Origin of the sequence: Rubripirellula reticaptiva (genome assembly GCF_007860175.1) — a bacterium.
In the GTDB taxonomy this organism is placed as follows: domain Bacteria; phylum Planctomycetota; class Planctomycetia; order Pirellulales; family Pirellulaceae; genus Rubripirellula; species Rubripirellula reticaptiva.
The window spans coordinates 1477056-1489282 of sequence record NZ_SJPX01000002.1 but is presented as its reverse complement, the minus strand read 5'-3'; the positions used below and the strand labels follow the sequence as shown (position 1 = coordinate 1489282).

The following is a 12227-nucleotide window of genomic DNA, read 5'->3' as shown; positions in this document are numbered from 1 at the left end:
ATCACAATTGAGTACATTTCCGAGAGGTCCGTTGATTTTAGCGGTGCGGCAAGCAACTGCCCACCGACAACTTTGATCAATCGCGCGGAACCTCAATGCCTCGAATCAGCGTGCTCAGTTCCTCGTCGGCGGTCCGCCCTTCGATTTCTGATTCAGCGGTCAATTGAACGCGGTGTCGCATCGCTGGGATCGCAATTTCGACCACGTCGTCCGGGACTGCGTAGTCGCGGCCACCAAACGCGGCCAACGTTCGCGCCGATTGCATCAGCGCCAATCCTGCTCGCGGTGAGGCACCGATATGGAATGCCGGCCAAGTCCGAGTGGCTCGGACAATCTTGTTGATATAGTCCACTAAGCTGTCTTCGACCCGGACACTGGCGCACATCTGCATGACTTGCAAGACTTGCTCAGGATTCGTAACCGCTTGCACTTCCTTTCGAAGTCGCTCGTTCAGGTCAACTTGTTGGCTGTGCATCTTTAGAATTTCAGACTCTTGTTCGGCGCTCGGGTAGTCGACACGCAATTTGAACATGAACCGGTCCAGCTGGGCTTCGGGCAGGTTATACGTGCCTTCACTTTCCAGTGGGTTTTGAGTTGCCATCACCAAGAATGGCCGCGGCACTTGGTGGCTGGTGCCGTCAACGGTGACGCGGTACTCCTGCATGATTTCAAGCAGCGCCGCGTGAGTCTTGGCGGGCGAACGGTTGATTTCGTCAGCCAACAAGAATTGAGTAAAGACGGGGCCAGGGCGAAACCGGAACTCGCTTTTTTGCATGTCGTAAACCGGCGCACCGGTGATGTCCGACGGCATCAAGTCGGCGGTGAACTGGATGCGACCAAACTCGCACCCCAGTGTTCGGCCTAGCGTTCGCACGAACAAGGTTTTTCCTAAACCCGGGACCGATTCGATCAGCACGTGACCACCCGAAAATAACGCCGTTAACGTGCCCAGCACCAGCTCGTCTTGCCCAACGTAGAGCTTGGCGATTTCCCCGGCAATTTGTTCGTACAGTTTTCGAATAGGCAGAAATTTTTCTGACGTTTGGCGGGCGCTCGGCGACGTCGGCGCAGGGGATGCGGCAACGGTTTCGGAGTCAGACGAGGGCAGCAAAGGATCGTTCAAGAGTCTTCCTTTTCAGGGGCAACCGCAGGATCGACTGCGGTAATGGTTGGGAGGATGGTTTTGCGTTTGATGCCAAGTGGCGGCAGCGGTTTGGATTTTGATTCCGCGGTCTCGCTTTGGATATTGACCCAGGGACCGGTCGTTTCGCCGCGAACGCGCTTGAAGTATTCACTAATCCGGTCCCGTGCGTATTCCTCGCCGCCGGTACGGTTCATCAATCCGGCAACCGCATCCAAGTGATCACCAAAGTGTGTGTGTTCGGACAAGTGAACTCGTTTGGGGCGTCCCAAAATTGGCCACAGCATCAAACAGATCACCAAGCCCAACATGGCGCCATGCATCGTGACCAGCGACAATGGCCATACCGTTAACAGTTCCATGCCAGTCGCAACCGGCACGCCAGGTTTGGTCTCGCTGACCGAAACACCCATCCAGTCGCTGGTCAGGAATCCGACTAATAGCGTTTCACGATCATTTACGCCGTCGTTTGCTGAACCAACCGTGGACGCTGACTCGGTGATGATCTTTGCTGCTAGTCGCTGATTGGGGTCGTGCGTTAAGGCGAAGTTCGTCAAAAGCGATCCGCCGGCGACCACGATGATCTTCGATGTGCGCCAGTCGTCGGATCGGATTTCCGCCACGATTGTTCCACCACCCGCATCTCCATCTCCACCCGCATCCTTGACGACAGCATCGAATCCGGTCTGCGTCGAGGTTGGGCTAACGTCATTGGCCGGCAAGAAACCAGGGGATGCGGGACCGGTCGGGCCTGAATTGTTTTTGGCAACCGCTGGTGGCGTTTGAGCGGTCGCAGCATCATCGTATGTTTTGATTGAAAACTCAGTCGCAAATTTCGGCTCTCGCTCGTCATCGCCTAACAGTTCCCGGCTCCAATCGCCGGTGATCAGATTGGCCGTGGTTCGGTGCTGCAGCGGCTCGATTTGGAACCAACCATTGCTAGCCGAGGGTTGACGGTTCAAACGCCAGATCATCCGTTGATTGATACTGCGAGCGGATCGCTTTCGATACTCGATCCGTTGATCCGGCGGCGCTAACGCTGCGGCTTCCGTCCAGTAGTCCGCTTCGCTGCCGCTGTCGGGTACCACGTAAACCAATGTCTTGCCGCCACTCTTCAGCCAACGATCAAACCAACGAGTCACACTGTCATCGATGACATCAAGCGTTTGGGGTGTCCAAACAATCACATCGCTGCGGCGCACGCGGTTTGTCAATCGAGATACATCGCGGCTACGGTAACCTGCGTTTTCAAAACTGTTTCGCAGCGCACCAAATCCGTTCAAGCTGGATTGCCCTGTCAGTCCCTTGGTCTTGCCGTAGTCCGTCGACAATTCACTGCATCCGGACATCATCAGCAAAACGAAGACTGCCACTGACCGGATCAAGTTTCGCTTCTGGATTTCTTTGTCCATCAGGCAACCGCTCCTTGATCGACTTGAATCGATGATTCTAGATCACGGTTGGACTTCCAAAGTTCGGCAAATTCGCTGGCCGTGATTTCGTGACGCCCAAAGTACGACCGTTCGAATGCGTCGACTGTTTCTTGTAACGCGGTGGAGGTTTTGGGATTGATTTCACGAGTCTCACGCAAATACTTGCGATTCGTTTTGCCGCGGTTCAGTCGCAGCATGCCAACGCGGTCGAGCAACAGTAGTTGATGTCCGAACAGCAAGATGATCGCTTGATCGAAGAGGTTCTCGTTCATCAGCCGTTCAGCTTCGGTTCGCAAGTTGACGTCCGTTCGGCGAAGTTCGGCCGGCAAGTGCTTCATCCGCTGGATCATCTGCTCGTCCGGCGTGTTGTTGTTTGCAACTGATCCGCAACGCGTGGATGGGTTCGCGGTCAAGTCGATTTCGGCTTTGTTCATTGCGAATAAAATGATCGCAATCGCGAGGGCGAATAAGGTGGCAAGCAATCCCCACCCCAGCACGTTGGCAAGCGTCCATCCAGTACCAAACAGTCCGCCGTTACCAGTGTTGGTCGTCGGTGTCGTGGGCGTTTTGGGTTTGGCAACCTTCTCGGGCTTTGGCAACCAGCGACTGTCGCGATTAACCGAATCATCAAGTTCCGGATCGACATCAACCGGGATCAGACTTTGTTTGTCAGAATCAAACCAGATTGAATCGGCCACCGCATTTTCGGTGCTGGCGATCGCTTGGTCGGCAAACAAAGTATTCATCGAACACGGTTTGAAAACCAACGCCATTATACCTAGCAGCATCAGGAAGAGCCGTGCGTTCATGACACAACCTCGGCCATTTGGACGTCGTCGCAGGTCGTGGTTACCGGTTCGATCGGCGCGTCCACTGAGTCGCCAAACTGGCGGATGGCTTCGGCGCGGACGGCAAGCTCGACTTCCCAGCCTTCCAGTCGAATTCGAGTGTCCAAATAGTTCAGCAGCCGAACCAAGACGCTGATGCCAGCGACGATCCAAAGTGCGAGCGGATACATCACCAACAGAACGGTCAAGTCTAAGAAGGCCCATTGGCCGATCGTTATGCCTCGCGCCCACATCAACGTGTACAACACGCTCAAAAAGACCGCCGTCAAAACGAACGCTGCCGCCACAAAACGACCCGTCAAATCGCTTGCCACAGGTGAGTGCAGTGACTTTGACCGACGTTTGGCGGTAATCACATTCTCGTTTTGACTTCGCAACGGGCATTGTTCCAGCATCAAAATCTCTGGCAAGAACGGTCGCCCTGCGCGGACGAGCGATGCGCAAAGCAAGAAAACCACTGGTGCGATGACGTCCCAAAAAGCAGACACCGGTTGTCCCCATCGCACCGCCAGCACCATCATCATCGGCACGGTTAGCCGGACCACCGCTAACGCCCAGAACCAACGGGTAAACAGTCGTTTCGTTTCTTGGAAAACGCTCGCCCATGTTGGACGCTGCTCGAACACAGCCTGACCTAAATACACCGTTGTCATGATTCCTGCGGCCGGCGCCTGGGCAACGACTAGGATTGCCATCCAGGTCATGTAGCGCGCGATTTCCGTCATGGCTTCTTCGTCATCGAGGCCGTAGCCCGATTCAGCGATCGGAATCCATCCCAATAGCAACAGATTTGCGACTGCCCATGGCACTGCACCAGCGGCGAAACCGATCAACAGTGCGGCCGGGTAGCGACGAATCATCACTAGCGCCAAGTCGCCGATCTCGGACATCGTTCGCAATCGAATGACGACGTGCGTTTGGTCAAGTTGCATGAGGGTCTCCATCGTCATCGTCTGCCCACGGCGATGAAACGGTCGACACATTCGGACGGGCAAAACCGTCGCGAGGGAATCCCAGAACGACAAAGTAGAAACTGATCAGTCCGGACGACATGATTGCCCAGGCGGCTTTGATCAAATACGGCGCTGGGCTCGGGGACAAAAATCCTTCGGTGAACGCGGCCAGCGTGAACAACACCGCGGACGCCACCATCACGGGCACCGACTTCATTGCGTTGACACGCAGCGAATCCGTTCGACTAAGTCCGGCGGTATAGAACAAGCCAACCCCCAGCCTTAAACCGGCCGCTGCGGACAACGCGATCGCTGTCAATTCAAACGGTCCGTGTGCAGTCACGAAGTGATAGAAGTTGTCACCGCCGACGGCACCTTCGCGGCCCATGTAACCAAAGACTGTCCCCAGCGTCACCGCGTTGAACGCCAGGATGAACAGGCACGGAATGATCAAAATGCCGTACGCAAAGCACTGCAAACCAATGCCGGTGTTGTGCATGATGTAGAAGCCAGCCATCGGAACGTAGTGATCGAGCGAACCGGAAATTGGTTGTTCATACATTTCTTCCATCTGTTCAAGCTGGGCCGTTCCGACCATCGCTTCGGCAAATCCGGGGAACAGGTGTTCGTTGCGTCCCAAGTAGATTGAAAGTGCAAAGAGACCAAAAAACACGATCGTGGCGATGCGGACACAGGGATCCGCAAAGATCTGCTGCGGGGCTTCGCGAAAGACCACGTCTGCCCATTTCGTGGGTTCGAATTTATTGGCCCGATACAGTTGGTTGTGCGCACGAGCTACCAGACGGTGCAAGTAAGTGACCGTGCCGGGCGGCAGCTGGTAGGCATCGGCAAGCGCCAAATCCGCGCACACGCTGCGATACAGTTCCGAAAACCTTGACACACCCTCGGCGCCACGGTGATGGGCCGCACCGGTCTTGTCGGTCCGTCCACGCATCTCCATCGAATCGCAAAGGGCTTCCAGTTCGGTCCACTGGATGCGTCGTTTGTCTAACAGCGCGGCGACGTTCATTGAGTCATCTCCGGCGAGTCAGGTTGTATCGGCGGTGGTGTCGCTGTTGCCGTCGTAGACTGCAAGTCGGCGTTCTTGCCGGGTTTATTGGAATCGCGCCGCAGCGGGCTGTAACCGGCCAGCGGCCCCAGGTCAGGTAAGTCGGCAGACGCATCAGCAAGAAACGTTTTGTAGTACAACGCGTACATCAACAAGTCGGGATCAATGTCGCTGCGGAATTCAAACCGCTCGATCAACGATGTTGTCAAATGACGAGCCACCTCGCGCCGGCGAGCAGGCGTCAGATAATGCCGGCGCTCGGTATAAATAGCTAGCGTTCTGGCCATGCTGCGCGAGACTCGATAGTCACCCGGAAAAAACGACGCCAGCGCGGGGACGCGAGGATCGTCGACTTTCGCAATCGGCAACTTCCAAGCTCGTTCGTCGACAATCACCATCGTGCCGGCTGCCAAATCACCAAGTCGCTGCATTCGCCGGGTCACTAACATCGTCGCCAATCCAACCATGCCGGTGGGAATGATGAAAGCTGGTGGTACGTCCTCGGCAAACGTGCTCATTGCCGCGATCGGTGCCAGGTCGGCGATGCGCAATAAGTTGCGCAAGAAAGCTCGCTTACCTGTGATGGGACGTCCTTCGACATCAATCGCGCGAATCCCGACGGCCCATTTGCCGATCGTGCGGCCGTTGTAATAGGTTTCCATCAGCGTCCCGTAGAACCAACTGATGGCAAAATAGAAAATCAACGCGGCGGCAATGGCGAACGGGCCAAGCAAGCGAATGTCGATCAGGGCGCCGGTTAAGAAGATGGCGACCACAAAGATGGCAATCATCAGCCACCGTACTGCCACGTCGATCAGGTAAGCGGGTAGACGCCGAAACGGACCAGCCAACTGATAGTCAAACGCGATGTTCTCGGGCGTGACCACGGCGATCGTCGTATCGATTGCTTGTGAAGCGGCCATGCGGCGGATTGGGATTCTTGATGTTTGAAGGGTCGGTTTGGAAACGACGAGAATTCCGCCGCAGTGCATTATCGGTTCCAGACCACCCAGATTGCAACGCGGGTACCAGAAACCTGTTAAAACCGACCGGCCTCTTGGTTCTCCCTTTCTTTTCGCGTCGCCGACCATGACCGTCACACCTTCCGAAGATGATCTGACACCCGCCGAATCGCAAGCCGATTTGACCGAAGGCGATGTGACGACCGATCCACCCACCGCTCCGCTAAAGGTGTTGCGTTATGTGGGGCCCGGATTGATTGTGGCGGGTTCGATCGTCGGCAGCGGCGAATTGATCGCGACCACCAAGACCGGCGCCGAAGCGGGGTTCACCCTGTTGTGGCTGATCATTTTGGGCTGCGTCGTGAAAGTATTCGTGCAGGTCGAGTTTGGGCGCTACGCGATCATCAGCGGAAAAACGACGCTGATGGCGCTCGACGAAGTCCCCGGGCCTCGGTTCCGCGGTCGCGGAAACTGGTTGGTTTGGTACTGGGTCATCATGTGGTTTACCAGCATCGGCCAATTGGGCGGGATCGTCGGCAGCGTCGGTCAAGCACTCGCGATTGGTGCGCCGATCACAAAGGCTGGGGCAGCCTACAACGAGATCGCCGATGCGCAAACGCTGTTGCAATTCGAACAATTCGCGCTGGAAAAAAGTGCGATCCGCGAACAGCCGCTCGTGCCGACGACTACGGACGCTGAAATTGAATCACGCTGGGAAGCGTTTCGGATTCAGTTCGGCGACGTGACGACGACGTCCGACGCAGCGACTTGGGCCACCGTGATGGCGATCGTGACGAGTTTGATTTTGGTAAACGGTCGTTACGGTTTGATCCAGTCGTTATCGACGGTTTTGGTCGGTGCGTTCACCCTGCTGACGATTGTCAATTTGTTTTTGCTGCAGGATCAGCCTGATTTTCGGGTTCGTTTTTCTGAGTTCATCAGCGGATTGCGTTTCAGTTTGCCAGCCGCCAACGGTGATGCCCGGCCGATCGGTACCGCGCTTGCGACGTTTGGAATCATCGGCGTCGGAGCGGCGGAGCTTGTCGTCTATCCGTATTGGTTGTTGGAAAAAGGCTACGGACGATTCGTCGGTAAGAACGATGGTTCATCGGAATGGACCACGCGCGCGGCCGGCTGGATGCGAGTGATGCGTATCGACGCATGGGGTGCGATGGCTCTCTACACGTTTGCCACTGTCGCGTTCTATTTGTTGGGGGCGGCGATCCTTCATCGGGTTGAACTGAATCCTGCGAAAGACAATCTGGTGCGGACGCTGGCGGTGATGTTTGTGCCGGTGTTTTCGACGTGGGCATCGTCCGTCTTCCTGTTCGGCGCGTTCGCGGTTCTGTATTCGACCTTTTTTGTTGCCAACGCTTCTCACGCTCGCACGTTTTCTGACGCGATGCGAGTGATTGGATTGATCGATGACGACGCCGAGACGCGAGCGAAATGGATCAGTTGGCTTAGCGGCGCGTTTCCGATTCTCTGCCTGGTAATCTACCTGGTGTTCCCCGAACCGGCCCAGTTGGTGCTGATCAGCGGGATCGCGCAAGGCATCATGTTGCCGATGCTAGCAGGTGCGGCGCTGTACTACCGATACCAACGGTGTCCACCGGGGCTGGCGCCGGGCAATTTGTGGGACATCATGTTGTGGCTGTCGGCGGTTGCCATGCTGATCACGGGACTGTGGACGGTGTGGACGCAGTTTTAGGTCGCCGTAGTGACTGTCCAGTATTTGCAGTCACCCTACTTATCGCTATATCGCTTGAGATTTTATGACCACGTCTTCTACTCGTTTCGGCGTCATCGGCACCGGACGAATCACTCGTCGGTTGGTTGCCGATTTGCAATCGACTGACGGGGCTGTGGTCACTGCGATCGCCAGTCGCTCTCGCGAGCGTGCACGGTGGTATGGCGACCAGTATGGCATCGACGCAGCGGTCGAAGGCTACGCAGAACTGCTAAAACGCGATGACGTGGATGCTGTCTACATCTCACTGCCGCCGTCGATGCATGCCGAGTGGGCGATTGCGGCCGCCAACCATGGCAAACATGTGCTGTGCGAAAAGCCGCTTACCGTCTCGGTCGCTCAAACTCGCCAGGTAGATCTCGCTTGCCAAGCCGCCGGCGTTCGGTGGCTCGACGCAACGGGGTGGCTGCATCACGACCGGACCGACGCGTTTGCAACCTGGCTGGGCGAAGGCCGCTTTGGCAAGATCGGCCACGTTAGCGCTGCGGTTTCTTTCTACCAACCGTTTCAATCAGGCGATCACCGCTTGGACGCATCGCTCGGTGGCGGATGCATTCTTGACTTGGGTTGGTACGCCGGTGGACTCGTTCGGTTCGCAATGGGAAGGATGCCAGCGTGGGTGCTGGCCGATGAAGTGATTCTGGACGGTGTGTCCCAGCGATTGACTGCGATGATGGGTTTCGACGACGGTGCAACCGCAACGATCAGTTGTGGCTATGACACTGCGACTCGCAAGTGGTTCGAGGTCGCCGGTACTGAATCGTCATTGATCTGTGACGACTTCACGCGGCCCTGGGCCGATCGACCGGCGCGTTATTGGATCCATGACGCCGCCGGAACGGTGAAGTCCGAATCCTTCGACGGGCATCAAGAACGAAACATGATCAAGCGATTGATCAGTGACGAGCCATTGTTGCGCTACCAACAGCAAGCGATCGATACTCAGGCGATCGTCGAAGCCGTCCAAGCATCGATCAAAGCCGGTGGAACCAAGTTCGTGCTCTCGACCATGACGGACTAAATGATCTAGCTACGATCGCGCTGCCGAACTAGTAGGCTTCGTCTTGTTTCAGCACGACCAGCACGGTTTGGATCATGATCTTGATGTCCAACCATAGCGACCAACTGCGGATGTAGCGGTGGTCCCAGTCGACGCGTGCCTGCATTTTATCGAGTGTTTCTGTTTCGCCGCGACAACCGTTCACTTGGGCCAGTCCGGTGATGCCGGGTTTGACCTTGTGACGCAGCATGTAACCGCGAATCAAGCTGCGGTACTGTTCGTTGTGCGCTGACGCATGAGGACGAGGTCCGACCAACGACATCGAACCGTCGATGACGTTGAACAGTTGCGGTAGTTCGTCCAGGCTGGTCCGACGTAGGATGCCACCGAGCTTGGTGATGCGGGGATCAAGTTTGGTAGCTTGCTTGACGACAGGGCCGTTGTCGCACGTTCGCATCGAACGAAACTTCCAAACTAAGATTTCGCGTCCATCGAGTCCGTAACGTTTTTGGCGGAAGAACACAGGTCCCCTGGATGTCAATTTGATCGCAACCGCGATCGCAGCCATGGGGACCGCGGCAACGAAAATGGCACACATCGCCAGCGCGATGTCGGCGATTCGTTTGACGACGCCATCGACACCGAACAAGGGATTCTCGAACACGCTAACCGCAGGTAAACCGCCCATGCTGGTCCACTGCGAATGTAGCAGTTCGAAGACAAAGAAGTCCGGCACGATATAGACCGACGCCGTTGAATCACTGAGCTGGTCCAGGATAAACCGGATGCGTTTTTCAGCTCGCATCGGCAACGTGATCATGACAGTATCAATTTCACCGCGGCGTGCTTTGGCGACCAAGTCGGTAAGCGTTCCCGAAAGCGTTTCGTCTTCGTTTTCTGAAGCACCGACGGTAGTGTCCGATTCAGGGTCGCGAGCTTCGATTCGGTCGTCGTAGAATCCGGTCATTTGTAAACCGAGCGACGGATCGTTCTTGATATTGCGAAACGTTTGACGGCCTAGGTCATTCAAGCCTGCGATCGCAACACGACGAACGCCGACTCCGCGGCGCAGCAATCCTTGTTGTAGGATGCGCTGGCACATTCGCCCAAGCCCCACAAGTGCTGGCGCTAACACGATCCATGCGAACATCACCCCGCGAGACAGATACTGGCCATACTGCGTGGCAAACGCGAGCACTGCAAGCACCATTACAGTCATCGACCAAGTAGCAACCAACCGAGTCATTTCTCGGTCGGGCGTGCCCACATCGGAACGACGATGAAAACCCGACAACTGTGAAATCAGCAGGAATACGATCGTGGCAATCAAGCCAATCGCCACCGCCATTTCGTCCACGGTGCCTCGTGAGCACCATTTGACAAAGGCCAGCGACGCCATCACGGCCGCCGAGTCGAGCGTTGGCTGAAGTACGTCCCACCAACGTCGTTGAGTGGTAATTGGCGTACGAGTTTGCATAAAACTGATTCGGACGGGAACGAGTAGGAAGCGGCTCGGCAGTCACCCATTCGCCATCACCGTGGACGAATAAACACTGCTTCTGCACGAACCCTAGCTTGCGTTTGTGTCGAACCAATCGAATCCGAGATCTAAAGATGTGGCTTGGTGGGTCAGGGCTCCACTACTGATTCGGTCCACGCCGGTTGCCGCGATCGCAGCAATCGTGTCGATTTTGACGTTGCCCGATGCTTCAAGCTCGACCGGTGAACCAGCCTGGTCGCGATAGGCGACTGCTTCGCGAAGATCTTCAAGTCGAAAGTTGTCCAACAGGATGATGTCCGGGCCGACCGGCAGCACATCGCGAAACTGTTCGAGCGAATCGACTTCGATTTCTACGATCGACGGTGCATGCATCCGATCAACCGTGCTGTCTCGCCACGCCAGGGCTCTTTCGGCCGCCGCACTCGCCGCCATCGGACCATTGGCATCACCGGCCAGCGCCAAGTGATTGTCCTTGATCAGGAAACCGTCGTACAAACCACTGCGATGATTTTGACCGCCTCCGCATCGGACTGCGTACTTTTCGATCAGTCGCCAACCTGGGGTTGTTTTGCGAGTGTCGTACAATCGCGACTTGGTTCCGACGATCGCATCGACATACGACTTTGTCAGTGTCGCGATCCCACACAACCGAGACAGCACATTCAAAATCGTCCGCTCGGCCGTCAACAGATCGCGAACATTTCCCTCGATGCTAGCAATTGCTTTTTTAGGTTCTAGCTGTTCGCCGTCAGTGCTGTGGATTTGCACATTCAAGTCAGCGTCAAATTCTTCGATGATCCAAGGCAGTACCGCCAGTCCCGCGCAAACGCCCGATTTTCGCGGCACGATTTGGCATCCGCCGCGTCGGTTCGGGTCGATCAAGCAGACCGTCGTCCAGTCGACGGCGTCGCGCAAGTCTTCGGTGATCGACAGTCGAACCAGGGATCGCAAGTTGCTTTCCATCGCCGCGTCGGGTTCAACGGTGGCATAATCTTTCATCTTTTTTATCGCCTTCGAGGATGCAGTTCGTTAGCTTGATAGAAGTCGTTGGCGTCGGCAATGACCGACCGAGTGGATGCAAAGGGGCCAAGAAAGCATGACGGAGCGAACTGGACAAGTCGAGTCACCCTTTGCCAAGTTGTCGGTGCAGCGAATCGTTGCGTTACTGGCGGTTGGGATTGCCGGATCGCTGTGGATCTTATCCGCGCCCGTTGACCGGCCGATCGAATTCAACGCCGCTCGGCCGCCTCGTTTGCAAATTGATCTGAACCAAGCCGGATCCAACGAGCTGTCGTTGATTCCGGGCGTCGGGCCGATTTTGGCGGACCGAATCATTGCCGACCGTGACCAGAATGGCGACTTTGCGTCAATGAACCAGTTGGACCGAGTGTACGGGATCGGCCCCAAAACACTTCAACAACTTCGGTCCATCTGCGTCGTCGAAACCCCTCTTTTGCCTGCTCGATTCGCGGCGATGGAAGATGAGTAGAGACCGTCGTCGTGACCGCCTACGGAGATATTGGCCTAGGGGGTAACATGGATGCGTCACGTCATCCAACTTGATCGCCGG

General features: G+C 56.1%; 11 protein-coding genes. 3 read left to right on the top strand and 8 right to left on the bottom strand.

Features of this window, described 5'->3' with window-relative positions; translation table 11 throughout:
- Window positions 1–76: 76 nt before the first annotated feature.
- The 6 genes from Poly59_RS11785 to Poly59_RS11765 are packed head-to-tail and all read right to left on the bottom strand — an operon-like array spanning window position 77 to window position 6367.
- Entirely contained in the window at window positions 77–1123 is a 1047-nt protein-coding gene (locus Poly59_RS11785) for an AAA family ATPase (protein WP_246151566.1), read from the bottom strand.
- Window positions 1120–2553: a hypothetical protein gene (locus tag Poly59_RS11780; protein WP_146534212.1), complete on the bottom strand. Its 1434-nt coding sequence runs from the start codon at window positions 2551–2553 to the stop codon at window positions 1120–1122. The genes Poly59_RS11785 and Poly59_RS11780 overlap by 4 nt, the downstream gene beginning before the upstream one ends.
- Window positions 2553–3320, bottom strand: a complete 768-nt coding sequence (locus Poly59_RS29430) for a DUF4129 domain-containing protein (protein WP_186776191.1) — start codon at window positions 3318–3320, stop codon at window positions 2553–2555. Before Poly59_RS29430 ends, Poly59_RS11780 begins: the two co-directional genes overlap by 1 nt.
- A 59-nt stretch (window positions 3321–3379) precedes the next feature.
- On the bottom strand, window positions 3380–4354 hold the full coding sequence (locus Poly59_RS29425) for a hypothetical protein (RefSeq protein ID WP_186776190.1): 975 nt from the start codon (window positions 4352–4354) through the stop codon (window positions 3380–3382).
- Complete coding sequence (locus tag Poly59_RS11770; RefSeq protein WP_146534210.1) at window positions 4344–5405, bottom strand: stage II sporulation protein M; 1062 nt, start codon at window positions 5403–5405, stop codon at window positions 4344–4346. Before Poly59_RS11770 ends, Poly59_RS29425 begins: the two co-directional genes overlap by 11 nt.
- Window positions 5402–6367, bottom strand: coding sequence for an RDD family protein (locus Poly59_RS11765; protein WP_146534209.1), 966 nt, complete (start codon window positions 6365–6367; stop codon window positions 5402–5404). Before Poly59_RS11765 ends, Poly59_RS11770 begins: the two co-directional genes overlap by 4 nt.
- A 166-nt stretch (window positions 6368–6533) precedes the next feature.
- Between Poly59_RS11765 and Poly59_RS11760 the strand changes: the two genes are divergently transcribed.
- Window positions 6534–8117 (top strand): Nramp family divalent metal transporter, encoded by a 1584-nt coding sequence (locus Poly59_RS11760; RefSeq protein WP_186776189.1) that lies wholly within the window; start codon window positions 6534–6536, stop codon window positions 8115–8117.
- 64 nt (window positions 8118–8181) lie between these two features.
- Window positions 8182–9177: a Gfo/Idh/MocA family protein gene (locus tag Poly59_RS11755; RefSeq protein ID WP_146534208.1), complete on the top strand. Its 996-nt coding sequence runs from the start codon at window positions 8182–8184 to the stop codon at window positions 9175–9177.
- 28 nt (window positions 9178–9205) lie between these two features.
- On the opposite strand, the gene Poly59_RS11750 is transcribed toward Poly59_RS11755, so the two are convergent.
- Together Poly59_RS11750 and nadC are read right to left on the bottom strand one after the other, a co-directional pair.
- Complete coding sequence (locus tag Poly59_RS11750) at window positions 9206–10633, bottom strand: undecaprenyl-phosphate glucose phosphotransferase (protein WP_186776188.1); 1428 nt, start codon at window positions 10631–10633, stop codon at window positions 9206–9208.
- 93 nt (window positions 10634–10726) lie between these two features.
- Window positions 10727–11656, bottom strand: coding sequence for a carboxylating nicotinate-nucleotide diphosphorylase (nadC, locus tag Poly59_RS11745; protein WP_146534207.1), 930 nt, complete (start codon window positions 11654–11656; stop codon window positions 10727–10729).
- 97 nt (window positions 11657–11753) lie between these two features.
- Between nadC and Poly59_RS11740 the strand changes: the two genes are divergently transcribed.
- A complete protein-coding gene (locus Poly59_RS11740) occupies window positions 11754–12146 on the top strand; it encodes a ComEA family DNA-binding protein (protein ID WP_222436082.1) in 393 nt (130 codons plus the stop codon).
- The last annotated feature ends 81 nt before the right edge of the window (window positions 12147–12227 follow it).

Excerpts from the sequence above, each read along its gene's own strand:
- Poly59_RS11780 (WP_146534212.1), bottom strand. The coding sequence starts at position 2,553 with ATGGACAAAGAAATCCAGAAGCGAAACTTGATCCGGTCAGTGGCAGTC.
- Poly59_RS29430 (WP_186776191.1), bottom strand. The coding sequence starts at position 3,320 with ATGAATACTTTGTTTGCCGACCAAGCGATCGCCAGCACCGAAAATGCG.
- Poly59_RS29425 (WP_186776190.1), bottom strand. The coding sequence starts at position 4,354 with ATGCAACTTGACCAAACGCACGTCGTCATTCGATTGCGAACGATGTCC.
- Poly59_RS11770 (WP_146534210.1), bottom strand. The coding sequence starts at position 5,405 with ATGAACGTCGCCGCGCTGTTAGACAAACGACGCATCCAGTGGACCGAA.
- Poly59_RS11765 (WP_146534209.1), bottom strand. The coding sequence starts at position 6,367 with ATGGCCGCTTCACAAGCAATCGATACGACGATCGCCGTGGTCACGCCC.
- Poly59_RS11760 (WP_186776189.1), top strand. The coding sequence starts at position 6,534 with ATGACCGTCACACCTTCCGAAGATGATCTGACACCCGCCGAATCGCAA.
- Poly59_RS11755 (WP_146534208.1), top strand. The coding sequence starts at position 8,182 with ATGACCACGTCTTCTACTCGTTTCGGCGTCATCGGCACCGGACGAATC.
- Poly59_RS11750 (WP_186776188.1), bottom strand. The coding sequence starts at position 10,633 with ATGCAAACTCGTACGCCAATTACCACTCAACGACGTTGGTGGGACGTA.
- nadC (WP_146534207.1), bottom strand. The coding sequence starts at position 11,656 with ATGAAAGATTATGCCACCGTTGAACCCGACGCGGCGATGGAAAGCAAC.
- Poly59_RS11740 (WP_222436082.1), top strand. The coding sequence starts at position 11,754 with ATGACGGAGCGAACTGGACAAGTCGAGTCACCCTTTGCCAAGTTGTCG.